General features: G+C 30.0%; 26 protein-coding genes, 2 pseudogenes and 1 other annotated feature. Of the genes and pseudogenes, 10 read left to right on the top strand and 18 right to left on the bottom strand.

Annotated features, from left to right (window positions below; translation table 11 throughout):
* Positions 1-10: 10 nt before the first annotated feature.
* From CA_RS08445 to CA_RS08420, 6 genes are all read right to left on the bottom strand, one after another.
* Positions 11-883: a pyridoxamine kinase gene (locus tag CA_RS08445; protein WP_010964930.1), complete on the bottom strand. Its 873-nt coding sequence runs from the start codon at positions 881-883 to the stop codon at positions 11-13.
* Positions 884-895: 12 nt separating this feature from the next.
* Complete coding sequence (locus CA_RS08440; protein WP_010964929.1) at positions 896-1,822, bottom strand: radical SAM protein; 927 nt, start codon at positions 1,820-1,822, stop codon at positions 896-898.
* Positions 1,823-2,037: 215 nt separating this feature from the next.
* Positions 2,038-2,232, bottom strand: coding sequence for an alpha/beta-type small acid-soluble spore protein (locus CA_RS08435; protein ID WP_010964928.1), 195 nt, complete (start codon positions 2,230-2,232; stop codon positions 2,038-2,040).
* 511 nt (positions 2,233-2,743) lie between these two features.
* Positions 2,744-3,079: a hypothetical protein gene (locus tag CA_RS08430; protein WP_010964927.1), complete on the bottom strand. Its 336-nt coding sequence runs from the start codon at positions 3,077-3,079 to the stop codon at positions 2,744-2,746.
* A 33-nt stretch (positions 3,080-3,112) separates the two neighbouring features.
* On the bottom strand, positions 3,113-3,316 hold the full coding sequence (locus CA_RS08425) for a hypothetical protein (RefSeq protein ID WP_010964926.1): 204 nt from the start codon (positions 3,314-3,316) through the stop codon (positions 3,113-3,115).
* A 148-nt stretch (positions 3,317-3,464) separates the two neighbouring features.
* Positions 3,465-3,662 (bottom strand): hypothetical protein, encoded by a 198-nt coding sequence (locus CA_RS08420; protein WP_010964925.1) that lies wholly within the window; start codon positions 3,660-3,662, stop codon positions 3,465-3,467.
* A 158-nt stretch (positions 3,663-3,820) separates the two neighbouring features.
* Between CA_RS08420 and CA_RS08415 the strand changes: the two genes are divergently transcribed.
* The 3 genes from CA_RS08415 to CA_RS08405 all read left to right on the top strand — a co-directional run bounded on the left by CA_RS08415 (position 3,821) and on the right by CA_RS08405 (position 5,861).
* Complete coding sequence (locus CA_RS08415) at positions 3,821-4,216, top strand: hypothetical protein (RefSeq protein ID WP_010964924.1); 396 nt, start codon at positions 3,821-3,823, stop codon at positions 4,214-4,216.
* Positions 4,217-4,333: 117 nt separating this feature from the next.
* Positions 4,334-5,086: a glycosyltransferase gene (locus CA_RS08410; RefSeq protein WP_010964923.1), complete on the top strand. Its 753-nt coding sequence runs from the start codon at positions 4,334-4,336 to the stop codon at positions 5,084-5,086.
* A gap of 4 nt (positions 5,087-5,090) precedes the next feature.
* On the top strand, positions 5,091-5,861 hold the full coding sequence (locus CA_RS08405; RefSeq protein ID WP_010964922.1) for a glycosyltransferase: 771 nt from the start codon (positions 5,091-5,093) through the stop codon (positions 5,859-5,861).
* Positions 5,862-5,918: 57 nt separating this feature from the next.
* Here CA_RS08405 and CA_RS08400 read toward each other — a convergent pair whose 3' ends face one another.
* Both CA_RS08400 and CA_RS08395 read right to left on the bottom strand, forming a co-directional pair.
* The gene (locus CA_RS08400) at positions 5,919-7,658 is read right to left on the bottom strand and encodes an ABC transporter ATP-binding protein (RefSeq protein ID WP_010964921.1); all 1,740 of its coding nucleotides are present in this window, start codon (positions 7,656-7,658) and stop codon (positions 5,919-5,921) included.
* 111 nt (positions 7,659-7,769) lie between these two features.
* A pseudogene (locus CA_RS08395) lies at positions 7,770-9,150 on the bottom strand (MATE family efflux transporter).
* Between the two features lie 364 nt (positions 9,151-9,514).
* Positions 9,515-9,792: a binding site (T-box leader), on the top strand.
* A gap of 61 nt (positions 9,793-9,853) precedes the next feature.
* Between CA_RS08395 and brnQ the strand changes: the two are divergent.
* Together brnQ and CA_RS08385 are read left to right on the top strand one after the other, a co-directional pair.
* On the top strand, positions 9,854-11,176 hold the full coding sequence (gene brnQ, locus CA_RS08390; RefSeq protein ID WP_010964918.1) for a branched-chain amino acid transport system II carrier protein: 1,323 nt from the start codon (positions 9,854-9,856) through the stop codon (positions 11,174-11,176).
* A gap of 149 nt (positions 11,177-11,325) precedes the next feature.
* Positions 11,326-11,700, top strand: coding sequence for a Zn-finger containing protein (locus CA_RS08385; protein WP_010964917.1), 375 nt, complete (start codon positions 11,326-11,328; stop codon positions 11,698-11,700).
* A gap of 41 nt (positions 11,701-11,741) precedes the next feature.
* On the opposite strand, the gene CA_RS08380 is transcribed toward CA_RS08385, so the two are convergent.
* Positions 11,742-12,110 carry an HIT family protein gene (locus tag CA_RS08380; protein ID WP_010964916.1) on the bottom strand — a complete coding sequence of 123 codons (369 nt, stop codon included), beginning with the start codon at positions 12,108-12,110 and terminating at the stop codon, positions 11,742-11,744.
* A gap of 189 nt (positions 12,111-12,299) precedes the next feature.
* On the opposite strand from CA_RS08380, the gene CA_RS08375 reads away from it, so the two are divergent.
* The gene (locus CA_RS08375; RefSeq protein WP_010964915.1) at positions 12,300-12,575 is read left to right on the top strand and encodes a DUF1599 domain-containing protein; all 276 of its coding nucleotides are present in this window, start codon (positions 12,300-12,302) and stop codon (positions 12,573-12,575) included.
* A 19-nt stretch (positions 12,576-12,594) separates the two neighbouring features.
* On the top strand, positions 12,595-13,326 hold the full coding sequence (locus CA_RS08370) for a DUF434 domain-containing protein (protein WP_010964914.1): 732 nt from the start codon (positions 12,595-12,597) through the stop codon (positions 13,324-13,326).
* A gap of 39 nt (positions 13,327-13,365) precedes the next feature.
* Here the strand turns inward: CA_RS08370 and CA_RS08365 are convergent, their stop codons facing one another.
* The 8 genes and pseudogenes from CA_RS08365 to CA_RS20200 all read right to left on the bottom strand — a co-directional run.
* A complete protein-coding gene (locus tag CA_RS08365; protein WP_010964913.1) occupies positions 13,366-14,271 on the bottom strand; it encodes a 2-dehydropantoate 2-reductase in 906 nt (301 codons plus the stop codon).
* A gap of 49 nt (positions 14,272-14,320) precedes the next feature.
* On the bottom strand, positions 14,321-14,770 hold the full coding sequence (locus CA_RS08360; protein ID WP_010964912.1) for a methylglyoxal synthase: 450 nt from the start codon (positions 14,768-14,770) through the stop codon (positions 14,321-14,323).
* A 163-nt stretch (positions 14,771-14,933) separates the two neighbouring features.
* The gene (locus CA_RS08355) at positions 14,934-15,467 is read right to left on the bottom strand and encodes a 2'-5' RNA ligase family protein (protein WP_010964911.1); all 534 of its coding nucleotides are present in this window, start codon (positions 15,465-15,467) and stop codon (positions 14,934-14,936) included.
* A 44-nt stretch (positions 15,468-15,511) separates the two neighbouring features.
* On the bottom strand, positions 15,512-15,823 hold the full coding sequence (locus CA_RS08350; RefSeq protein ID WP_010964910.1) for a DUF2325 domain-containing protein: 312 nt from the start codon (positions 15,821-15,823) through the stop codon (positions 15,512-15,514).
* 135 nt (positions 15,824-15,958) lie between these two features.
* On the bottom strand, positions 15,959-16,798 hold the full coding sequence (locus CA_RS08345; protein WP_010964909.1) for a methyl-accepting chemotaxis protein: 840 nt from the start codon (positions 16,796-16,798) through the stop codon (positions 15,959-15,961).
* A 27-nt stretch (positions 16,799-16,825) separates the two neighbouring features.
* Positions 16,826-18,847 (bottom strand): methyl-accepting chemotaxis protein, encoded by a 2,022-nt coding sequence (locus tag CA_RS08340; RefSeq protein WP_010964908.1) that lies wholly within the window; start codon positions 18,845-18,847, stop codon positions 16,826-16,828.
* 431 nt (positions 18,848-19,278) lie between these two features.
* Complete coding sequence (locus tag CA_RS08335; protein WP_010964907.1) at positions 19,279-19,749, bottom strand: hypothetical protein; 471 nt, start codon at positions 19,747-19,749, stop codon at positions 19,279-19,281.
* 137 nt (positions 19,750-19,886) lie between these two features.
* Positions 19,887-20,743, bottom strand: a pseudogene (locus CA_RS20200) (IS1595 family transposase); the annotation flags it as partial.
* A 244-nt stretch (positions 20,744-20,987) separates the two neighbouring features.
* On the opposite strand from CA_RS20200, the gene CA_RS08320 reads away from it, so the two are divergent.
* Entirely contained in the window at positions 20,988-22,619 is a 1,632-nt protein-coding gene (locus CA_RS08320) for an NAD-dependent malic enzyme (RefSeq protein WP_010964904.1), read from the top strand.
* A 62-nt stretch (positions 22,620-22,681) separates the two neighbouring features.
* Here the strand turns inward: CA_RS08320 and CA_RS08315 are convergent, their stop codons facing one another.
* A complete protein-coding gene (locus CA_RS08315) occupies positions 22,682-23,242 on the bottom strand; it encodes a tyrosine-type recombinase/integrase (RefSeq protein WP_010964903.1) in 561 nt (186 codons plus the stop codon).
* A 291-nt stretch (positions 23,243-23,533) separates the two neighbouring features.
* Between CA_RS08315 and rpsD the strand changes: the two genes are divergently transcribed.
* Positions 23,534-24,124 (top strand): 30S ribosomal protein S4, encoded by a 591-nt coding sequence (gene rpsD, locus CA_RS08310; RefSeq protein ID WP_010964902.1) that lies wholly within the window; start codon positions 23,534-23,536, stop codon positions 24,122-24,124.
* Positions 24,125-24,271: 147 nt separating this feature from the next.
* Positions 24,272-25,168, top strand: coding sequence for a metal ABC transporter substrate-binding protein (locus tag CA_RS08305; RefSeq protein WP_010964901.1), 897 nt, complete (start codon positions 24,272-24,274; stop codon positions 25,166-25,168).
* Positions 25,169-25,189 lie beyond the last annotated feature (21 nt).

The following is a 25,189-nucleotide window of genomic DNA, read 5'->3' as shown; positions in this document are numbered from 1 at the left end:
TTCCCTCCTCTTAAATTAATTTATAATTACCATTCATAAAAGGTAAATTTAGTACTTCAAGAGATTTTTCTATAAGAATCCCTTCACGAGTAGGATAATCAAATCCATAGCTTTCTTTTATAGCTGAAGTAATAAACTGCATTCCTCTTCCCACAGCTTGAGGAAGGTTATCCCCTTTTAAAATACGTCCAAGTATAGCACTTGCAAAACTATCACCTGTACCTGGGTAACTTACAGGTATATATTCACTTGTAATTTTCCAAAACTTATTCAGCTTTTTTTCATAAGCTATAACGCTTATAGTACTCTTATCTTTATTTTCTGGTACGCTTGTCATAATAACAATATCCGGTCCCATATTAGCTAATTCTAAAATCCATTCTTTTATAGTTTCTTCATTCAATTCTAGGTTATAGTCCTTATCTAGTAAATATGCTGCTTCAGTAAAATTTGGCGTTATTATATCAGCACTTTTTATAAGCTCTCTCATGCTTCTTACAATTTCACTATTCATAGTTTGATAAAGTTCTCCCTCATCACCCATAACAGGATCAATAAGAACTAATGTACTATCACTTGAAAATTCCTTTACAAAATCACTTATTATTTTAACTTGTCTTGGCGAACCCAAAAAACCTGTATATATAGCGTCAAATTCCAAATTAATCTTCTTCCAGTGATTCATAAAATCCTGCATACTGTCCGTTAAATCAACAAAACTATACTCATGAAAATCAGTAGTATGTGTAGATAGAACTGCCGTTGGCATAGGACAAACCTGAATCCCCATATAGGACATTATAGGAATTATGGCTGTCAAAGAAGCTCTACCAAATCCTGATAAATCATGTATTGCAGCAACTCTTTTTACTGATCTTGTCATATTAATCCTCCGTTATTTAAGTCTATATGTAGTGTAGTTTTTGTAACTTACCACATCTATATCAGCGTGATTTTTAAGCTTCCTTAAAACTTCTTCTTTATCACGGCATTTTCTTGAGTTAAGAAAACTTTCTACCTCAAACTTATTCATAGGATGCCTCGATATTATACTTTTAATGGCCTCAAAATCATCTGTAATCTCACTAAAAAATGTTCCAGATGAAAGCATTTGTATTGAAGTTCCTCTTAGTATTCTTATAACCTCATCTAATTTTTCTTTAGATGGTTCCTCAACATAACTCTCTGCAGGAGGCCTTACAGGAGTATTTATATATAACCTATCATAATCTATTCTATCTAATATTTTTCTTATAGCATAAAGCTCCTCTGTTTTATCATTAAAACCCTTTACTATCATAGTTTCCATCCATAATTCACCATTATATTCCTTAGAAAATTGTACAAGTGCCTCTGTGATTTTATTAAAATCTATCTTTGCATTTGGCCTATTTATTTTTCTAAAAGTCTCTTCATCCCCTGCATCAAGAGACGGAAGCACTATATCTGCCGCTTTAAGAGCTTTTCTTACCTTTTCATATACCAGCATAGATCCATTTGTTATAACAGCAACTGGCTTGTCTGTAATTGCTTTTAGCCCTAGTATTAATTCTTCTAAATCATCGCTAAGAGTTGGTTCCCCTTCACCAACTACTGTTACAACATCTATATCTACATCTTCCTTAAGGTACTCCTTAAATTCCTCCAAAATATCCTCAGTTTTAAAAAACTTCTTAGGCTCTTTCATTAAATTTTTAGTTCTCCCAAGCTGACAATAAACGCATGAGTATGTACAGCTTCTTTTTTCTATTGAACTTATTCCTAAAGAATTTCCCATTCTTCTTGAAGGTATAGGCCCAAAAATATAATTATATTCTTTCATTTTGATTTTCCCCCCCGATGCAATTTATAATATGTACACTCTAGCTTTAGGATATTTGCATAAATTTATAAATATCTTCACTAACCATATTTTAATTATACCACAATCTGCTATTAAAATTTCTTCATTATGGTATTCACTTTACTATATGCTTTACATCAATTATAATAATTTATTTTATAATGAAAATAGGATATAAGCTGTTTGCCTATATCCTATTCTATTTTATCCTCGTAGCCCTGCAAAATTTTATCTATCATTTTTCCTCCAACAGAACCAGCTTCCTTTGATGTCAAATCCGAACCGTATTCTGCTTTCAAATCAACTCCAATATCATTTGCAGTTTCCATCCTAAATCTATTTAATCTTTCCGCCTTTTCTGGCACTAGCTTTTTATTATAATTTGCCACTATTTCACACTCCAACTCATAAAACATTTTAGTAACCCTTTATAAGTTTTTGTATATATGACATATATTATACAAAATTCTATATACCAATATAAAAAAATGCGAAAAGTAGAGAAATCTCATACCTTTCGCCAAAAGTAGGATAATAAATTTATCCTAATACCATAGATTGAAAGATGGAAACGAAAATAATCGAATATGTACTCAATTATTTTACATTACACAGTATACAGCGATTCTGTATACTTAATAATTAAGGTACTTTTTAATTAAAATTTTAATGTATTTAATTAAAATTTTAATGTACAAAATACTTCTTAACTAATGCAACATATTATATCATATTTTTACATTAAAAGTAACCATTTAAGTGATTTTTTTCACCGCTTAATTCGTTTATTCTTCTTTTTTCAAACTCAATCGTATTTTTTCTTTACTTAAACATAACCAATTAATAATTGAATATAAAAAAGATAAGATTATTAAATCAAATAGTCTTATCTTTTTAAATCTATTTTTTTAATATTTTTTTTAACACATTTATTATTTCTTTAAATATGTTTAGTCCATCTAACATTCTATCTGTTTTGTCAACAATTGAAGCTGTCATTTCTGTAGCAACCTCGCTTACCAAGTTAACATTTTCAGTAATATCGCCCACATTTTTTAAGACTTTTGGCATTTCTTCTACCGTACTTGAAATATTTTTGCTGTTTGAATCCCAAAATTTATTTATCTTATATATTAAACTGGCTGTGCGTTTTAATAGTATAATTAAGAAAACCAAAGCAACTATTCCTAATAATCCTAGTATCACAAAAAAAAGTGTATAAATATTTATGTACAACTTGTACCACCTCTTACTCTATAGTTATAAGTCTCAAGCTTCTGTTTTATCCAAATACTCTCTTAACTTATTCTTGGACTGCTTAAGACTAAGCTTCTTTCTTATATCTTTATGTTCCTTATGACTCTTGTCCTTTTTAATTGCAGAAAACATCAAAATAGATACGATTCCTACTCCAGCAGCACCTATGTATTTTAATAGCTTATTTTTCTTGTCATCTTTAAACTCTATTGGCAATTAAATCCCTCCTTATTAGCTATATTATATATCATCTTTAATGTAACTTCTACAACAACTTCATAATAAAATATGCAATTACAACATAAAGATTAAATTTCACCAAAAAAATAGAGAGATTCTTTTCTCTCCAAACTCAAAATTATAACTATTTATCTTTTTGACTGTATTTATCTATCAATTGCTGCAGTTCTTTTGCCTCCATAGCTGCTTCATTTGCAAATTTTCTAAATGTTTCTATAACCTCTCTGTCATCTGTTCTTTTTGCATACTCTTGAAAATCTCTTACATTTTCCTGAACATCAAGAAGCTTAGTTTTTAATATATCCTGAGTTGATAAATCCACCTTATATCACTCCTCTCAATAGTATGTTTTACTGCCAAAGAAATTTTTATTCACTTAAAAACTTCACTTTTTCAAAGAAATTTTATTTTGTATGGAATATTCTTGCTAAGAAATCAAATACTACACATAACATAAAGCTTATTAAGGAGGTATTTACAATGAAAACAAATATACTACATAAAGCTACTGTAATGCTTTTAATAACCTTAACTTTATCACTTTCTATTTCTACAATTTTCACAAAAAATTCCTTGGCTGCACATCAAATTACTGTTCCGGAAAAATCAATTGAATACAATATGAAGCTTAGATGTAAAAATACCCTTCAAGAACTTGTGGAAAATAAAACCATAAATCAAAGTCAGGCAGATAAAATTTTCGATGTCTTAAATGAAAAACACTGCCATTGCCGAAATTGTCAAAAACACAAAATCCATCATCATTTTGAAAAAAAATTTTCTAACCCTCTGCATTCCCTGATTCAAGACGGAACCCTTACTAAATCACAAGCTAATATAGTTCTAAAACAACTAAAATTAAACTCTCATAAATAAAAAGACATCTGCTGCAGAAAGTTTTTGTGCAGTAGATGTCTTTTTATTTTTGTAACATGTAGCACAAGGCTTTTTAAGTTCATATTATATAATAAAATTAAATTAGGTGATTTTTAAATGACTATTGATAAATTAAAACTAAACACCATCAATTTAAGAAATACATTTTCCAATAGAAGTAAACCTCCCATATCAATAATAACTTCCACCAATAAGCCTAAATATTTTCGTAATACAATTAAAAATTATACTAGATTAAACTACAGGTATAAGGAGCTAATATTGATTTTTAATATAGATAATATAGACATTGATTATTACAAATCTTATGCAGAAAAGATTCCAAACGTGATGGTTTTTCAGCTAAATGAATGCTATTCCTTAGGATATTGTTTAAATTTTGGAGTTAATCAATCAAAATACAATTATATTGCTAAGATGGATGATGATGATTACTACGGCCCAAATTATTTAACTGATGAAATTAACGCCTTTAATTATACGGATGCTAAAATAATAGGTAAATGTAAGTACTTCACATATTTTGAAGACACAAGAGACCTATCTATTAACAATTATAGTCAAAGCTATGATTATACCAACTTTATTGCTGGTGGAACTTTTCTTATAAAAAAAGAATTATTTAAAACCTATAAATTTAGAGATGTCAACATGAGTGAGGATGCAGGATTTTTAGATGATTGCTCAAGTCATGGTATAAAAATTTACTCAATTGACCCATTCAATTATGTATATATGAGACATAAGTCCTTAAATGAGCATACTTGGAAAATACCAACTACAGCACTAAAAAAACAATATTTTCATTTTTATAAAACCACTAATTACATTCCAATAGTAAAAATATAGGAAGGTGATTAAAATTGTAACTGATAACTTTTTGTACGAAAAAGAAAAAGTTCTAGCTTTGAGATACATGTATGATTCCGCAAAAAAACCTGGAATCACAATAATAACAGTAACTAACAAACAAAAATATATAAAGAATATAATGGATAATTTTCGCAGATGTTTGTATCCCAAAAAAGAGTTTATAATTATATTAAATGATACAAAGCTTCAAACCTCATTGTACAAGAATTATTTTTCAAAAACAAAGAACTTAAAGCTTTTTAAAGTAGATTCTTCTTATTCCTTAGGAGAATGCTTAAATTTAGCGATAAGTAAATCTAATTACAACTATATTGCTAAAATGGATGATGATGATTATTATGGTTCCCATTACATCTTAGATTCAATGAATGCATTTAACTATACTGATGCTAGTATTATTGGTAAGGCAACTCATTTTATATACTTTGAGGATAGAACGCTTTTAAATCTGTGGTGTCAGGGCAATGAAAACACCTATGCAACAAGTGTAGCAGGTGCTACCTTTGTGATGAAAAAAAGCATTTTTAATAAGGTTAAGTTTAATAGTTTAAATAATGGAGAGGATATAGATTTATTATCTCAATGCAATAATTTAGGAATTAAAATATACTCCTGTAGTAAATTCAACTATGTATACAATAGACATGCATCTCCAGATAATCATAGTTGGAAAATAAGTAATGATTTATTAGTTAAAAGGAGTATTAAATTATGCATCACTAAAAGCTATAAGCGTATAGTTCATATATAAAAAACAGTGTGTTAGATTTATAGCACACTGTTTTTTTCATTATTACATCATTGTTTTTTAAGCATTAAGCCCCTCAAACTGCATGTTGTAGTAGTAAGAATAGACTCCTCCCTTTTTTAGAAGCTCTTCATGATTTCCTTTTTCCTTTATCCCTCTATCTTTTATAACTATTATTTCATCTGCATTTCTTATGGTACTTAATCTGTGGGCTATTACAATACTTGTCCTTCCTGATGAAAGTTTTTCTAATGACTTTTGTATATATTTCTCGCTTTCATTATCAAGAGCTGAAGTTGCTTCATCCAAAATAAGTATTGGAGGATTCTTAAGAAATACCCTTGCTATAGAAATTCTTTGTTTTTGTCCTCCTGAGAGCTTAACTCCCCTCTCTCCAACAAATGTATCATAACCATCTTCAAGACTCATTATATAATCATGAATATTGGCTCCTTTTGCAGCTTCAATAACTTCTTCTTCTGAAGCTTCTGGTCTTCCATACGCTATGTTGTCCCTTATAGTGCCTGAGAAGATATATACATCCTGTTGTACTACACCAATTGCATTTCTAAGTGAATTAAGAGTAACGTCCCTTATATCATTATCATCAATAGTTATTGAACCTGAGGTAACATCATAAAATCTAGGAAGTAGTGAACATATTGTAGTCTTTCCTCCGCCTGATGGTCCAACAAGAGCAACTGTCTTACCAGCGTCTATATTTATATTAAGGTTGTGAATTACCTCGTGAGCGTCATCATACTTAAAGCATACATCTTTAAATTTTATATTACCCTTCACATTTTTAATTTCCTCTGCTCCAGGTTTATCTAATATACTTGGTTTAGTTTCAACGACCTCTATAAATCTTTTAAATCCAGCATATCCCTTTTGAAATTGCTCCATAAAGTTTATAAGTACATCAATAGGATTAATAAATATATTTATATACAATGCGTATATAGCCAAATCTGATATTTTTAAAGTACCGTCCTTTATAAATACAGCACCTGACACTATAATTGAAAGATAAAGCATTCCCTGAAAAAGTGAGCTTCCAGCAATAAATTCTCCCATTGCCTTATAGGATTTAACCTTTGATTTTAAGTAGTTATTATTGCTCACATCAAATTTTTTCTGTTCAACAGACTCATTAGCAAAGGATTTTACAACTCTTATACCCTCAAGACTATCCTGGACTGAAGAATTTACATTAGCTATTTTCTTTCTATTGTCAAAAAATATCTTTTGCATTTTTGTATTTCTGTTTATAGAGAAAATAACCATAATTAAAGTCACAACAAATAATATAAAAGTCATCTTAACGTTAATCATCATTAGAATAACAAAAGATCCTAATATCTTAAGTGCTGAAATAAATACATTTTCTGGTCCATGATGTGCAAGCTCTGATATATCAAAAAGATCAGAAACAAGTTTAGACATCATTTCTCCCGTATTGTTTTCATCATAATATGAAAATGGAAGCATTTGAAGATGATAAAATAAATCCTGTCTCATATCTGTTTCCATCCTGGCTCCCATAATATGCCCCCAGGAAGCTATAAAATACTGACAAAAATATTTTGCCACATACATAATTGCTAGTCCTACTGCAATATAAATAATACCTGTTAATACTGTATCTCTATCCTTAATGAAAAAATTCTTAGAAAGATAACTTAAAATTATTGGAAAGGATAAATCAACCAAACAAACTATAAGTGCACAAATCATATCTGTAAAAAATAAAAATTTATACGGTTTATAATACTTAATAAATTTCTTAAATACTTTCATTTACTTCCTCCACTTCTAAAAATAATTTAAATATTTATTTCATATAATTTTAGAACACTGCCTTAAATATTTAAAGCAGTGTTCTAAAATCAGTTTATATGACATGATTAATTAGGCTTTAACTGAAGTCTTCACTCTTTTAACTACAACATGATTCTTCCACTTTCCGCTTCTAAATCTTATTATATACAAAATTCCTCTTACAAGCCAGTCAGTGTACATACCAAGAAAAATTCCCAAAAGTCCAAACTTCATTGTATTTCCAAGGAAGTTTCCAAGAACTATCCTAAAAAGCCACATTCCTATTATTGAAGTAACCATGGTATATTTAGCATCACCAGCTCCCTTAAGCCCTGCTGGTAAAGTAAATGCCGAAGACCATATAATCATGGCAAATGCATTGGCAATTAATACTTTAGATGACAACTTTATAATATCATTATTTCCAGTATACAGGGGAAGGTAAATGTCTTGAAAAAAGAATAGATAAGATACCAACTATGGCTAAAAGAACAGTTGATAGCTTTGTTATATACGAAAGACACTTCTCTGCTCCTTTATCATCATCTCTTCCCATATGTTGTCCTACTAAAGCCGTGGCTGCAATGACAAGAGAGTTTCCAGGTATATTCAAGAAATTTGATATTGAATTTACAATAGTGTTAGAAGCCATAGCTACCGTTCCCATTCCAACTATAAAAATCTGCATAATAAGTTTCCCACCATTGAATAATAGTGATTCTACACTGGCTGGTACTCCTATTCCAAATATTGGCTTAAGAAGTGTCATATCAAATTTAAATTCCGTTAGTTTTTTAAGCTGAACTATTCTAGATCCTCTAACCATAACTATAAGTATAATTATACCGCCTATTGTTCTGGCTGTGGCAATACCAAGAGCAGCACCTGTAATTCCTAGACTTTTCACTACAACAGTGCCATTGATTTTTATTCCCCATATAAATAATGCTGTAAATGCCACATTTAATACATTCATAAGTATGGAAATTTTCATAGGAGTTTTGGTATCTCCTGCACCTCTTAATATCCCATTAGATACTAAATCTATAGTTATAAGAGGATAAGTAAGAAGCGTTATACCAAAATAACTGTTTGCATCTAATATAACTTCTTTTTCAGCACTTCCAAACAAAAATCCCAAAAGAGGTCCTTTGAGTATAGCCATTATAATAGTTATAACAAAAGCTATTATAATAGTAGAATAAAGTGCCTGCTTGGTGCTCTCATTTGCTTTCTTTATATTGTTTTGTCCAATATATTGAGCTACAACCACTGTGCCCCCTACCGCAAGCGCTGAAAAAAAAGCTATAAATATATTGTTTATTGAGTCAATCATACCTATAGCTGAAACAGCTTCTTTACCTATGTGTCCAGCCATCATAGTATTTATCATTCCCATAAGAGTTACAAATAACTGTTCAACAAAAATTGGAGCTGCAAGTTTAACTACATCTTTTCTTACTAAAGCCATAAACATCATCCTAACAAAAAATACATCTCAAAACATCATACAACAAAATCAGTATTTTGTAATGTAATCTCCTTCTAATTTTATAGTAAATAGTAAATTTTCATCATGTATCCTTAAGAAATCTATTAATTTCTTCAATTTGCTTAATATCATTTCTATGTTTTAAAATTCCCTACACATTCATAAGGCTTTTAAGTTTGTAATATTGTATTATTACTTCTTTATTAATATTTAGCGTTATTTATAGGTATTTTAATTACTATTTATTGATTTTTTAATTATTTTGATTGTATTTATGCTTTATCATTAATATTATGATATTCATAAATTATTTACATTTAAAAAACTTTATGGTATAAGATATATAAATTCTATGAAAGAAAAGAGTAAGCTATATATCTGTTCTAAATATTTACTCTAAAGTAAATACCATAAGAGAGCTAACGCTTGGTGAAAGTTAGTGTTCAGAATATATCCGAAAATCCTTCTTGAGAAGTGAAACTGAAACTTATAATTTAAGTAAGTTTTACCGGATTTCCACCGTTAAAAAGAAAGCGTATCAATAGCGTACGTGTTTTGAGCTGCCATAAATTAATTATTTATGGAATCAGGGTGGTAACGCGAGTATAACTCGTCCCTTTATTGGGACGGGTTTTTTTATTATATAAATTTTAAAATTACAATTTTGGGAGGCATAATAACAATGAAAGAATTATCTAAGAAAAACACATTTTTTGTAGGTCTACTTCTTTTCTCAATGTTCTTTGGCGCTGGAAACCTAATATTTCCACCATTTTTAGGACAACTATCTGGAAAATATGTATGGATAGCTTTTAGCGGATTTATTATCACCGCTGTTGGACTACCTATTTTAGCTGTAATAATTGTATCTAAATCTAAGGGCTTGTTTAACCTTGCAGCACATGTAAATCCAACCTTTGCACTAATATTTACTGCATTAATTTATTTATCAATAGGACCTTTTTTAGGAATTCCAAGGACAGGAAGCCTTGCTTTTACAATGGGCGTATCACCATTCTTACCAAAAAGCCTTGCTTCAAGTCCAATACCACTTTTAATATACACCTTAATATATTTTTCAATTGCATTTTGGCTTAGTTTAACACCTTCCAAACTTGTAAATCGTTTAGGAAAAGTACTAACCCCTATATTGCTAGTACTAATTTTTATAGTATTTATAAAAAGCCTTATAACTCCTATAGGCGCTTTTGGAACTCCAAAGGGAGACTATTCGTCCTTTCCATTTTTTAAGGGCTTTTCAGATGGCTATCTAACAATGGACGTAATCGCTGCTTTAAACTTTGGAATTGTAATTTCATCCACTTTAAAATCTATGGGAGTTAAAAGTGAAAAATCTATAATATCTTACTCAATTAAAGCAGGTCTAATTGTAGGTGCTATGCTTATAATAATTTATGCTATGCTCTCTTATGTGGGAGCCTCAAGCAGAACTATTTCCTTAAATGCTCAAAATGGCGGTGAAATTCTAACAAGTGCTGCATCTCACTTATTTGGACATTATGGAATAATAATACTTGGTGTAATATTTTCACTTGCATGTCTTAATACAGCTACAGGCTTAATAACCTCCTGCAGTGAATATTTTACAACTTTAACCAAAAACAAATTATCCTATAAGACCTGGGTATTTATTTTCGCTTTCTTAAGTATGCTTTTTGCAAACATTGGTTTAACAAAAATACTTTCTATTTCTGTCCCAGTTTTAAATGCAATTTACCCTATGGCAATAATACTTATGATAATGTTTTTACTAAGTAATTTATTTAAAGGTTCAAAATATGTTTATATCTTAGGAATGTCTTTCACTGGTATTTTTAGTATTTTAGATTCTTTAAATCAAACATTGATAAAATCTAGTACTATAAATAGTACCTTTAATCTTTTGCCTCTTTACACAAAAGGACTTGGCTGGATTGTGCCTGCACTAATAGGTCTTATACTAGGATATTTAATTCATATTTTCAAAAAATCCCATACAGCTTAAAGAAAATATCCCCCCAATAGTTATTAATAAAATGTTAACACCTAGTTCATTGAATAAAGGGTATTTATATGTTAAAAATATATTTAAAACCTATATAGAGTTCATACATTTTTTTAACCATATACAAAAACTTTTAAGGGGGGATTACCTTGAATAAGTATACAAGATATTTTAAAGATTCATACGGATGGGATAAATTATCAACTTATCTATCCATTATTGGTTTACTTTTAATGTTAAGCAAATACAGTAGTTTATTTGGACTAATGCTAATTGCAGCAGCTACTTTTAGAAGTATTTCCAAAAACAAGTACAAAAGATATCGTGAACTTCAAGCCTTTGAGGATTTCTCTTTAATATTCCGTCAAAGAATCTACAGGTTAAAGCAAAATCTATATTCTTTTAGGAATTACAAAACCTTTAAATGCCCAAACTGCTCTCAGAAACTTAGAGTACCTAGAAAACAGGGAAAAATAGTTGTAACCTGCAAAAAGTGCGGAACCGAATTCAAGAAAAAATCTTAAAAGCTTTGTCTCAAGATAAAATTGAGACAAAGCTTTACTTTTTATATATTTCTTTTAAAATTTGTAATTCCACCTTTAGGATCATCAACATCTCCTTTATACCTAGGTATGAGATGTATATGCATATGTTTTACTGTCTGGCCTGCATAATACCCTACATTTACACCTATGTTATATCCTGAAGGCTCATATTGAATGTCCAGTATCCCCTTTGCCTCATGCAAAAGACTATACATTGCCATTACCTCTTCACCTGATGCTTCAAAAAAGAATGGAAAATGCCTTTTAGTAATTATCAAAGTATGCCCTTCATTTACTGGATTTTTATCTAATATTGCAAAGGCTAATTTATTTTCACATATTATATCAAAATTATTACTGCTGCAAAATGGACAATTATTATTTTCCACAAAATCATCTCCTTATAGCATAATTAATAAATTGGCTATACTAAATTATTATATACCTGTAATTACAAAAAACAAATTAAATGATAACCTCACTCAATTTACTTAATATCTTTCAATAATATTGTATAATATCAATGAATAACTTTGTATCCTTTTTGCAAATTCTATAAAAAAAGGAGGTTAATTTCAATGAATAAGACTGATAAACACAAAGAAATATGTAAGAGGTTAAATGAATTATATGCAGCAAAAAATAAAGATTACGGCGACAGTTTTGGAATAGGTTTTAAGGAATATGGTTTGGTAATGCCTTCTATAAGACTAGATGACAAATTAAGCCGATACAAACAACTAATAAAAAACAAAGCTGAAGTTAAGGACGAAAGCATAATCGATACTCTTATGGACCTTGCAAATTACAGCATCATGACTATTATAGAACTAGAAAATGAAGATACTGAATAAATTATCTGGAGGTATTTTTTTGAATTTTAATAATAAAGAAAGCTTAAGAATTGGAAACAGAGGTGTAGATCCTCTTGATAAAAGATTCTTTTCTATAGAAGAAATTTCACGATTAAAAAAGGCACATGAGGAACTATTTTGGCTTCTAAATAGAGGTTATAATATGAATTCATCTATAAATTTAATTGGAAATCACTATCAGTTTTCACTTCGTCAAAGACAGGCACTTAGACGTTCAACTTCTTCCGAATACTATACTAACTTAAGAAAATCAAAATCGCTTTGCATTTCAAATTTAAAGTATCAAAAGCTATATGTTGACGGATTCAACTTAATAATAACCCTAGAAGTTGCATTTTCAGGTGGCGTTTTAGTAATTGGTAATGATTCTGTCATACGTGATATAGCAGGAATACAAGGAAGCTACAAACTCATAGATAAAACAGATAAAGCAATAAATGCTGTAGTAAAAACCTATAAAGACTTTGAAATATCAGAAGTTAATTTTCTTTTGGATTCTCCAGTATCAAATTCTGGAAGACTAAAGGAAAGAATTTCAAACCATTTTAAAGAAGAAAAAATTAATGTAAATGTAGATTTGGTTCCAAATGCTGATGCGGTTCTATTTGAACTTGAAAATGTTGTAACTTCTGATTCTATAATACTTGATAGATGCAAAAGCTGGGTGAATTTATCTAAAGAAATAATAGAAAGATATATTCCCACTGCAAATTTAATAAATTTAAGCTGATAAATATAAAGCCAACCTTAAGTTGGCTTTATATTTAGTCTATTCAATAGATTTTACCATATTAAATAGAGTTCTATTAACAGGAGTATCAACTCCGTATTTTTCTCCCAAAGCACAAACTTCACCTGACAGCATGTCTATCTCTGTTTTTCTGCCCATCAGTATATCTTGACACATAGAGGTTTTACCGTGCAGTTCACATTCATCCAAAACAGCTAACCAATGATTAATTTCTTCAATTTTTAGATTAACACTTGCTTTTTGTGATATATTAATCACTTCCATCATAGCTGAAACCATGGTCTCTCTTGCATATTTGTTCTTTTGAAGCATTCCATAATTTGCTTTAAGTATTGCAGAAACAGGATTTATCCCAACATTAAACATGAACTTAGACCACATTGAATGAATTATATCAACAGGAATTTCATAATCTATTTCAGCATCATCAAATAATTCTCTAACAGCCTTGATTTTTTCATACTTATTATCACTTTCCTTCTGCCCAAATACTATTTTATACCCATCTGATACATAAACTTCGCTTCCTTTTCTAGTTGACTCAAGCACACAATAGGAATATAGTATTTTATCCATACCATAAACTTTGCCTATTTCTTCCTCGCTTTTAATACCGTTTAAAAAGGAAAGTATTATAGTATTTTCACCTACATAATTTCGTATTTCCTCTATAGCTTCTTCTAATTGATTATATTTTACAGCTATTATAATTAAATCATCTTTTCCTAAGTTTTCATTAGGCGATACGCACTTAAAATCATATTTTTCTCCATTTATAAGGAAACCATTTTTAGTGAGTTTCTCTTTCCTCTTGTCATCTGCTATAATTTTGAAATTGTTAGGATTTAATTTATATAACTTTCTACCATATGCACAACCAACAGCACCCATCCCTACTACAGAGATATTCCTTATTCTTTTCAATATACTCACTCTCCCAAAACTTTAAAAACAATAACTTTAACCTAATGTTTTAAAAATTGTCTTTTCTAATTTTTTGGTAATAATCTATGATGTGCCTTTCATGCTGCTCCTTCATAATAGGTGACTTAATTAAAAACTCTGCTGTAGATTCATTCATTGCTATTGGAATATCATAAAGTACAGAAATCCTAAGAAGTGCCTTTACATCAGGATCATGTGGCTGAGCTGTAAGTGGATCCCAGAAAAAAATCATAAAATCTATATCTTCATTTACTATAGCAGCTCCTATTTGTTGATCTCCCCCCATAGGTCCGCTTTTATATGGAAAAACCTCAAGTCCTGTTGCCTCTTTTATAAGCTTTGCAGTAGTGCCTGTACCACAAAGGCTGTGATTACTTAAAACTTCCGAATTTGCCTCACACCAGCTAATCAAAGCTTTTTTTCTATTGTCATGTGCAACTAAGGCTATCTTTTTTTTACTATTCATTATAAGTGCCATAATTAATCCCCCTCTTTTGTATAAATATATTTATTATAATAAATTATATCACATAGAAAACTAATTTGTACCATTTAATTCTTAAAAGGTCGGTCCCCAAAAATACAGATACAATAAAAAAAGATTAATTAAATCCAGAGATAATTCTCCAGATTTAATTAATCTATTTTTGCAATTTATAACTTTCCTCTAATACCCAAGTGTTTGTGTCCCATTTGTATAATGTTATGTTGTCAAAATCAGATTTAAAATTGCATTCATAATCATTGACATACCTTAACATTTCATCAAAGTTTTCTCTAACTCTCTTACTCACAACAGTGCAATGGAAAACCTTGTTTTTTCCCTCGTTATTTTTCCACTCAAGCCACTTTAGTCCTTTAAGTTCATCAATTAACTTGTCGTGAACTTCTTTTGCCTCCTTTGATAAATTAATAGGCATATAAATTACATCTTTTCTAAAACTCGAAAATCCACTTATATCCATATTGTAGGCATTAAAACTACTTTCAAATTTCTTTAAAATGTTTTTCATATCATCTATGTTTTTTTCATCAGTTTCAAAGGGTGCCTTTATGGTAAAATGGGGCGGCAATTTAGAACGTCTAGCATTAAACTCATGCTTAAGTTCAGAAGCAAGCCTATTATTAAGCTTAGCTGCCTCTCCATTTATAATACAGACTAAAACATATCTCATTTAAATTGCTCCTTGTTCTTAAAAATTTTTATACGTATATTATTTTAAGCCATTTTATTTTTATTATCCACTATCTCTTGTATATATCCTTGGAGCTGATCCTCCATATATACCCATGACCGTCTTGAAAATTTCACTGCAACTCCTGATTTTTTAGATTCTCTTTTTATTATATCTACCAAGTTATGACCTACAAAATCCACCAATACTAGAACTAAATCTAAATTTGAATTTATCTTTATTTTTTTATTGCCTGATTTTCTTCCAGTAACATGTTCTATTTTACTAAATCCGTTTTCCTTTAATTTATCCTTTATATTTCCTAATTTATCTCCACCTATAAGCAAAACACTCATTAAACTCTCCTCCTTATTAAATGATTATGATTATCAATATCATTTAATAAGATTTTATAACATTTCCTCTATTAAGTCAAATTTAAAAGAGACAATACTATTATTAGACCATTGTCTCTTTTAATAAGGACTTTATTATAAATTTTCAGCTAAATCTCTAAGTATCTGAGATGTAGAATTCAATTCCTGAATTGATGCATTAACCTGTTCAAAAGCTGATACCTGTTCATCAAATGCTCCCCTAGTGTTTTTTGTATCATCGTAAATATTATTAATGGCTTTAGTTATTTCCTTAAGCACAGAATCTACCTTTCCTATTGACTCACTACTTGAATTAGATAATTTTCTTATCTCCTGAGCCACCACACTAAATCCCTTACCAATTTCACCTGCTCTTGCAGATTCTATAGCAGCATTAATACCTAATAAGTTTGTTTGCTTAGATATACTTTGTACAAATCCTAATATGTCATCTGTATTTCTTGTAGTCTCTATTGCTGAATTTACAATATTATTGGTGTTCTCATTTAATCTCACTAATTCTTGAACACCCAAAGTTAAATTTTCAATTACAGAAGCTATTTGACTCATCCCTTCAGCAATATTTTTAGATAAATCATATAATTTAATGCTTTTTTCCAGGCTCTTCCCTCCTACAACTATACCTTTAACTTCTCCACTTTCATCTTTTATAGGAATAGCATAAGATTTAAAATAAATTCCGTAAACCTCTTTAGGTACCTTTTTTATAATATTCTCACCTGAATTCAGAGAATCGTAAACCGCTCCTCCTTTGGGAATACTTTCATTAGCATTTGTTCTTATTGGCATTTTATCAGTACAAAAAACATCTATATATTTTTCCTTATCTGCAACAGCTACTGCTAACTCTTTATCGAAAAACACCTCTAAGTAAGGCATTACTATTGAAAACGCCTCTGCTAATTTTTCTGGTGACACATTTTGATTTATCATAAAATTCTACAACCCCTCTTTTTCTAATTAAACTTTGAATCTACTAATTATATTACTGAGTTCATTAGCACTGTTTTTATTATTTTCTACGCTCTCTTCAATAAATTTAACTTTTTCCACAATATTCAAGGACTTTTCAGCTATATTTCCAACACCTATAGCTCCATTGTTAACAACTATAGCAATTTCAGATATAGCCTTAGAAATTCCGTCAATAGATGAATTTAATTGTTTTGAAGTAGTACTAAATTCGCTCATTAATCCATTAACTTTTTCTGCATCAGCACTGTATGTTTCAGCAGAATTTATGAATTTATCATAATCCTTATATACATTTTCATCCACAAATTTTAAAAGTTTAACAGATTGATCATTTAACTCTTTAACGGACAAGTTTACTGTTTCAACAACACTCTGAATCTTACTAGCCATATCACTTGACTGCTCTGCCAAAGTTCTAACTTCTTCTGCCACTACTGCAAATCCTTTTCCTGCTTCTCCGGCTCTTGCAGCTTCTATTGCTGCATTCAATGCAAGTAAATTAGTTTGCTCTGTTATTTGAAGAATAGCACTAGCTAAATTATCTATTTCCTTTACAACTTCTGATTTTTTAATAGCACTTTCAAGTCCAACCTTAACATTAGCATATATCTCATTAGCAGACCTTTTTGAGTTTACAACGTCTTGTTTTATCATTGAAGACATTTTATTTGTATTATAAGTTAACTCTGACGCATTTTCTGCTTTTTCTGCTATATTAGAAATAGAACTATTTACTTCATTAGTGGAAGCAGAAACCTCTTCCACAGTAGCTGAATTTTCTTCCATTCCTGCAGAAAGATTTTCTGTTTCACCAGAGGTTTCATCAGCATAAGATTTAAGCTCTTTTGTTAAATCAAAAACCTTATCTGCATTTCCATTTATGTTTTCAGAAACAGAATTAAGTTGTCCTGCAAGTTTTCTAAATGTTTCCCTTATATCAGCTACAGAATTAAATATTATTCCTACCTCATCCTTAAAGTTTTTATATTTATCATATTTATGATCAATTACTAGATTAAGTTTAGCAGTTTCATCAGCAAGACCTGCTATGTCAAGTATAGGATCTGCAATTCTCTTAGAAAGAACTATCCCCACAGCACAGGCTATTACAGCCAATATAGCACTTAAAATAACAGACATAAGTATTGTATTTCTTGGAGCCACCATAATTTCAGATTTAAATGAAACAAGCACTAATGTCCATTTTAAATTAGGCATTTGGTAGTAATATACAACCTTTGATTGACCTTTATCTGTATACTCGACAAAGTCCTTTGTTTTTGCATTTCCTTCACTTAATGCATTAATTACTTCTTTCATTTTTCCATTTCCTATTGGTTTTCCTATATCCTGTGTTTTCTTATTGTATAATATGTTCTTCTTTTCATCTACCATATAAACATAACTTGAAGGTGAACTATAGGTTTTAACATTCTTTAAAAACTTTGAAAAACTAGCACCCTCAACAGATGACGCCACAACTCCAATAACCTTCCCATTACTAACTACTGGACTTGCAAAAACTATTATAGGTTTATGAGTTGTATTTGATATAGTTGTATCACTTATAGTTTCTTTTCCATTAAGTGCATCTTTAGCGTATTTCTTATCAGCATAGCTTTTTCCAACAAAAGAAGCATTGCTATCAGAAATATCTTTAAGGTTGCTATCAAGAACAAACGTATGTGATATATTTCCAGCTTTTTTCACATAATTTTGAAGCCATTCGTTGTTTTCAGTTACTTCAGGCAAGCTTTGCCCATCCGGGTTTTTAATTAATAATTGAACTATTGAATTCCTGGACGCAACCAAGCTGTTAACTGATTGTTCCTTATTTACAACAGCATTAATGTTATCAATACATTGGCTAGATACTGATTGCATTTCTCCTTTGCTTTGCTTGTCCATAGCACTTACTTCATTTATGCATATGGCAGCACCCACAGCTACTGTTGAAAATATTACTAAAGCTATAATTACAATTGACAATTTTTTCTTTATTGACATTCATTACCACCTCTTATTAATTTGTCCTTTAGTTTAAAATATCGTAGTTATATAAAACATCTTAAGTTAAATATTCTATAATTGGCAATTTAAGTTTCCTCTTGTAACTTGTATGATATACTTTAAATACCATAAATTCCTTTATATAAGTGTACTTTGTTATTAATCTGTTATTATTAAATTCTTTGTATTACTACATTACCAATTTTAAAAAGTTGTACTGTATAATAATTATTTCATTTTACATATTGGATATGTTTTAAAATTATGTTGAAAATTAATATAAAATTAGAGGATAGGTTAAGCTATCCTCTAATTTGCATAATGAGTAAATTTTTTACAACAACTTATAATAATTTGTTTTATGTTTTCAATTAAACAGATTGAAATTTGAGCCAATGAGTTAGCCTTTTTTCACATCAAGTACAACATCATTTGAGTACACCTCGTTTTGTTAACTTTCTGCAATAGAAGAATAACCCCCATGTTATTATTAATAATGTTATATCGAAAATAGATATAAAAGGACCAAAAACATCCCAACGGTTTCTAAATGCAAATGTTAGAACTTCTAAGAAGAACATAGAAACAGCAGAAGCAAATCCTATCCACATTGCCCATTGGATACGAAATAAAAGCAAAATTGGGCAAATCAACCCACAGAAAATATTCGTTGTATATAAAATCAAAAACACTATTGGATAATTTGTAAAATATGCAACTACAGCTTCTCCATAGTGCTTGGAATTATAATAGTCAACATTATGCCCTAACATCATAAAATAGTCATAAACTCCATTAGCGTAAATGAAAACAAATAACAATCCAATTAACCATAAATGCCATGGTATCTTAATATGTTGTTCAGTTGAAGTTTTAACTTTCATATTTTCTTTTTCCATATAATCCCTTCAAAATCCGAATTATAAATTAGTCTTCATAGAAATATATATACCATTTTGTAAATATATTTGATTATAGCTAAATTACATGTAAATTATAACACGAAAAATATGTAAAATGAATGAAATTTATACATAAATAGGTTTCCTTGTTTTATAATCTTTAATTTTAACAGTAGAATGTGCTGTATATGATATATACCTTCTTTGTAATGACCTCTTTTTATTCTTTGGTGTTCTAAACTTAAATCATTAGCAAATTGTATATAACTTTTATGTGAATCTGTGCAAAGAATAGACTTATCCCCTATACGTTCTTTATAGAGCCTTTCTAAGTCTTTGTGTGACATTCTTCCTTTACAAATAAGTTCAGCAATAATATTACCAGCTCTATCTATTGCGGTAGCAACACATACCTGTTCGTTAGATATACCCCTCTTTTTAGCTTTTTCACCACGTTTACGAGCTTTTCTTGGCATTACAAATGATGTACTCTTTTTATGATTACCTTTAAAAGATTCTCTAAAAAGATTTCATCTGCTTCGACAACACCATCAACAGAACCAACACCAATAAATGTTCTGATAGCCTCTAATATCTTATGCCTCCAAAAGAATGATGTTGCGATATTAATATTTACTGTCTTTGCACACTTTCTAATAGAATACCCTACAATCATACATTTTGCATATTGAAGCCATTTATCTAAAGGCTTTTTGCTACTTGAAATAGGTGAGTATGTAAAATCAGTAAAGGTCTTTTTACAAGTTTTGCATACATACCTTTGTTTTTCGTCATGCTTTCCATTTCTTGAAAACATTTCTAATTTACAATGAAGGTAAACTTTACCTTTTGAGAACCTATTTTCTCTAACTTCTTCTGTAATTTCACTTGCATAGGAATTAAGAACATCTTCTAAAAAAGAAAGTAACTGCTCTTGTTCATGTATATTAAGTGTTTCAATTTCGTTTATTATAGAACTCACACTTGACATAATGACAACCTCCTAAACAAGTAACTTTAATATTATTATACCGCAGTGCGAACACACGTTCAATATCAACATCTTTCTAAAACATAGCCTACATATTTAATGGTTATAGCTTATTTTATGTTTTTTATAAGCTATAATTTGGTATATAATTATATAAAGATATTAAAATGTATATAACTATGTTATAAAAAAAAGAAAAGAGGTGAATTTTAGTGAGCTGTGTTCTTCTCACTAAATGAATTTGATGAATAATTTAAAAGGTTTAGAATTACTAAGAAATCCCTTCCTCAATAAAGGTACTGCTTTTACTCTTGAAGAAAGGAAAAAATACGATTTAACCGGTCTTCTTCCTTGTGCTGTAATGACTCTTGAAGAGCAAGAAAAGGTGGTTTATGAAAAGCTTAAATCAATTGATGATGCTTTAGATAAGCATTTTTATTTAATGAACATATACGATACAAATAGAATTCTTTTCTATTATGTGGTAAAAAAACATATCGTTGAACTTCTTCCTATAGTTTATACCCCTACTATTGGAGATGCCGTAATTAATTACTCTAAGAATTACGATACTCCTAAGGATGCTGTCTTCTTATCTATAAACCATCCCGAAAATATAAAAAAATCTATAGAAGCTGTTTCCAATGATTTAGACGATATTAAGCTTATTGTTGTTACTGATGGTGAAGGTGTTCTTGGCATAGGTGATTGGGGTATTCAAGGTGTGGATATTTCCATTGGTAAACTTGCTGTATACACTGTGGCTGCCGGTCTTAACCCTAGAAATGTCCTTCCTATTGTTATTGATGCAGGTACTAATAATGAAGCTCTTCTCAATGATCCTTTTTATGTTGGCAATAAACACAAAAGAGTTACTGGTGAAAAGTACTACTCCTTCATTGATGAATTCGTAAAAACCTGCACCTCACTTTTCCCTGATGTTCTTCTTCACTGGGAAGACTTTGGACGCGGCAATGCAAGCACTATACTTGAAAAATACAGAAATAACATATGCACCTTTAATGATGATATTCAGGGTACAGGCGTTATGATGGTAGCTGCTCTAAACTCTGTAGCAAAAGTAACTAATACTCCTATTAAAAATCACAAAATACTTGTATTTGGCGGTGGTACTGCTGGTATTGGTGTATCTGATCAAATACTTTTAGAAAAAATTAGAAGCGGTCTTACTCTTGATGAGGCTTTAAAAGATTTTTATATTGTAGATCGTCAGGGCCTTATCACTGAGGATATGCAGGATTTAACTGAAGGACAGAAAAAATATTCTAGAAAAAAAGGTGAATTTAAAAAACCTCTAAAAGACCTTGCAGAGATAGTTGCTGAAGTTAAACCTACTGTACTAATTGGAACCTCCGGAGTTCACGGTGCCTTTACTGAAGCTGTTGTTAAAAACATGGCAAAATCCACTGAAAGACCAGCTATAATGCCAATTTCTAATCCAACAAAGCTTGCTGAAGCAAAAGCTGAGGATATAATAAAATGGTCCGATGGAAATGCTCTTGTGGTTACTGGAAGTCCTTCTTCTCCTGTAGAATACAAGGGTGTAACCTATACAATAGGTCAGGCTAACAATGCCCTTCTTTATCCTGGTTTAGGTCTTGGAATAGTTGTTTCTAAGTCTAAGACTGTTTCTGATGGAATGCTTGCTGCTGCTGCTCACGGTGTTTCTTCTTTAATAGACCTTTCCGTAAAAGGTGCACCTATGCTTCCTGTAATATCAAAGCTTAGAGAAGCCTCAAAGCTTGTAGCTACTGCTGTGGTTAAAGAAGCCGTTAAAGAAAATTTAAATCGTGCACCTATAGTTGATGCTGAAAATGCTGTTGAAAATGAAATTTGGGAACCATACTATAAATAATTAAAAAAACACTTATACATACGCTATTAAATAATTTTAGCACATGTATAAGTGTTTTCACTTTAAAACTGTACCAAAGAATAAAGATTGTCCTTTTGTTCTTGGTTTATTCCTATATACCTAAGTGTAATTGCTTGAGAACTGTGATTAAACGTATCCATAATTAAGCCTATATTATATTTTGAAGCTTTATACGTCCAATATCCCCAGGTCTTACGTAAACTGTGCGTTCCAAAGTTCTCAACCCCACAAATAATTGCCGCTTCCTTTAATATCCTGTAGGCTTGTACCCTTTCTAAATGTCCTCCTTTTCTACTGTAAAATAAATACGAGTCCATGCTCATCTGCTTCTTTTTTACAAACCCTAGTAAAGTTTTTTTTATTGCCGGATTTAACTTAATCTTTTTAACCTTACCAGTCTTCTTTTCTTTTAATGTAAAATAGTATTTATATTCGTAGTTTGGGTTAAAAATATCCTTAACCTTCACAGGCAGTATATCACTTATTCTGAGCCCTGTATTTAATCCAAATTTAAATAGCACTCCATATTTAATATCCTTACCATTTAAATAATAATAAATTTGTTTAATTTTCTTTTTGTCTCTTATAGGTTCTACAACCATGAAATTACCTCCAAATATACTTAGAAGAAAAAGTAAAACGTTACATTACATTTTTCAACATACGTAAACATTATACCATAATAAATTTAACTTAATTCCATTAAATAAGTAATTTTTCTATATTTTATAAAGAAACAAATTAAGCATATTGTTTCATTAGTATGTTTTTCATACGAGCAATACCAATTTCACTTAAAAATCTTAAAAGTTAAGTAACTATAAATAAAAAATAACTTTAAGCTCATACTATATTTAATATTATTTTTTAAAATTTAAGGAGGCTATTACACAATGGCAACTATGCGTGAACCAAGATTCAAATTATCCAGGCGTCTAGGAGTAAATATATATGGTCATCCTAAGGCTATGAAAAGATTTGAAACTACAAACACAAGAAAGAAGAAGATTTCTGATTATGGAATGCATTTAATAGAAAAACAAAAATTGAAGGCATACTACGGTGTTCTCGAAAAACAATTTAGCAGATATGTTAAAGCTGCGATGAAAAATAAAGAAGCAAGCGGAAGCTCTTTATTAAAAATTTTAGAATGTAGATTAGATAATGTAGTTTACAGGATAGGTTTTGCTAATTCTATACGTCAAGCAAGGCAAATGGTAAGTCATGGTCTTATATTAGTTAATGGAAAAAAACTCGACATTCCTTCTTATGAAGTGCAAGTTGGAGATGTAGTATCATTAAAAGAAAAACACAGACAAAATGAAATGTTCTCAAACAACTTTATGAATCTTTCAACTTTTAATGTACCCTATATAGAAAAAAATCCCGACGAATTCTCTGGAAAATTATTAAGACTGCCTAATATAGATGAAATACCTATAAAGGTAAATGAGGTTGCTGTAATAGAATTTTACTCAAAATAAAAAATAAGCCCTAACTGTTAATTCAAGTGGGCTTATTTTAATAAATACTATTCTCTAATGAATGGTTGACAAATTCTACATATGAGCATATTATTAATTTTGTTAATGCAAATTATTTGCAAGTACATTTTAGGAGTGGTAAATAATATGATAAAAAAATTCTTTTCTTTAATTGCTGTTTTAATTGGCTTAGTAGTACTCGCCTCGTGCAGCAACAATCAATCCAGTAACGGAAAAATGAAGGTTGCTGTATCCTTTAATGCAATGAAAGAACTTACATATGCCATAGGTAAAGATAAAATTGATATAGTAACTATAATACCAAATGGTACAGAACCCCATGATTTTGATCCTAAAGCAAAGGATATTAAAACTTTATATGATTCTAAGGTTTTTATATACAGCGGACTTGGAATGGAGACCTGGGTAGATAAAACTTTAAAGTCAGTTGACAATAAGGAGTTAATTACCCTTGAGGCCTCAAAAGGAATAAATGCCATAAAAAATTCAGATTCCAAAGAAATATCCGAACATGGAAAATACGATCCTCATTCTTGGCTCAGTTTAAATAATGCAAGAATAGAATCTAAAAACATAAGAGATGCCCTTGCCAAGGCAGACCCAGCTAACAAAAAATTTTATTACGATAATTATGATAAATTCTGCAAAAAAATAGATTCATTAAATCAAGAATATGTAGAAAAATTTAAAATCGTTAAAAGCAAGAATTTCGTAACAGGACATGCTGCCTTTGCTTATCTATGCAGAGACTATAACCTAAAACAAAAGAGTGTAGAAAATGTTTTTGCTGAAGGTGAACCTAGTACTAAACAATTAGCAGATTTAACGGAATACTGCAAAAATAATAATGTAAGAACTGTATTTTATGAAGATATGGTAAGTCCTAAAGTATCACGTACTCTAGCCGAAGAGGTCGATGCAAAAACACAAAAAATATATACTGTAGAAAGTGCTGAAGATGGAAAGGACTATCTTTCTTCAATAAAAACTGATTTAGATGAAATTTATAACAGCTTAAAATAATTTTTTTCATAACCCGATATA

It is taken from the genome of Clostridium acetobutylicum ATCC 824, from assembly GCF_000008765.1.
In the GTDB taxonomy this organism is placed as follows: Bacteria; Bacillota; Clostridia; order Clostridiales; family Clostridiaceae; genus Clostridium_S; species Clostridium_S acetobutylicum.
The sequence above is the reverse complement of the archived record's forward strand: the minus strand, read 5'-3'. Positions and strand labels throughout refer to the sequence as shown.

Bases quoted from the DNA above. Each gene is read 5' to 3' on its own strand.
- CA_RS08445 (WP_010964930.1), bottom strand. From the start codon at position 883: ATGACAAGATCAGTAAAAAGAGTTGCTGCAATACATGATTTATCAGGA.
- CA_RS08440 (WP_010964929.1), bottom strand. From the start codon at position 1,822: ATGAAAGAATATAATTATATTTTTGGGCCTATACCTTCAAGAAGAATG.
- CA_RS08415 (WP_010964924.1), top strand. From the start codon at position 3,821: ATGAAAACAAATATACTACATAAAGCTACTGTAATGCTTTTAATAACC.
- CA_RS08410 (WP_010964923.1), top strand. From the start codon at position 4,334: ATGACTATTGATAAATTAAAACTAAACACCATCAATTTAAGAAATACA.
- CA_RS08400 (WP_010964921.1), bottom strand. From the start codon at position 7,658: ATGAAAGTATTTAAGAAATTTATTAAGTATTATAAACCGTATAAATTT.
- brnQ (WP_010964918.1), top strand. From the start codon at position 9,854: ATGAAAGAATTATCTAAGAAAAACACATTTTTTGTAGGTCTACTTCTT.
- CA_RS08375 (WP_010964915.1), top strand. From the start codon at position 12,300: ATGAATAAGACTGATAAACACAAAGAAATATGTAAGAGGTTAAATGAA.
- CA_RS08360 (WP_010964912.1), bottom strand. From the start codon at position 14,770: ATGGCACTTATAATGAATAGTAAAAAAAAGATAGCCTTAGTTGCACAT.
- CA_RS08355 (WP_010964911.1), bottom strand. From the start codon at position 15,467: ATGAGATATGTTTTAGTCTGTATTATAAATGGAGAGGCAGCTAAGCTT.
- CA_RS08350 (WP_010964910.1), bottom strand. From the start codon at position 15,823: ATGAGTGTTTTGCTTATAGGTGGAGATAAATTAGGAAATATAAAGGAT.
- CA_RS08345 (WP_010964909.1), bottom strand. From the start codon at position 16,798: ATGATAAATCAAAATGTGTCACCAGAAAAATTAGCAGAGGCGTTTTCA.
- CA_RS08340 (WP_010964908.1), bottom strand. From the start codon at position 18,847: ATGTCAATAAAGAAAAAATTGTCAATTGTAATTATAGCTTTAGTAATA.
- CA_RS08335 (WP_010964907.1), bottom strand. From the start codon at position 19,749: ATGGAAAAAGAAAATATGAAAGTTAAAACTTCAACTGAACAACATATT.
- CA_RS08320 (WP_010964904.1), top strand. From the start codon at position 20,988: ATGAATAATTTAAAAGGTTTAGAATTACTAAGAAATCCCTTCCTCAAT.
- CA_RS08315 (WP_010964903.1), bottom strand. From the start codon at position 23,242: ATGGTTGTAGAACCTATAAGAGACAAAAAGAAAATTAAACAAATTTAT.
- rpsD (WP_010964902.1), top strand. From the start codon at position 23,534: ATGGCAACTATGCGTGAACCAAGATTCAAATTATCCAGGCGTCTAGGA.
- CA_RS08305 (WP_010964901.1), top strand. From the start codon at position 24,272: ATGATAAAAAAATTCTTTTCTTTAATTGCTGTTTTAATTGGCTTAGTA.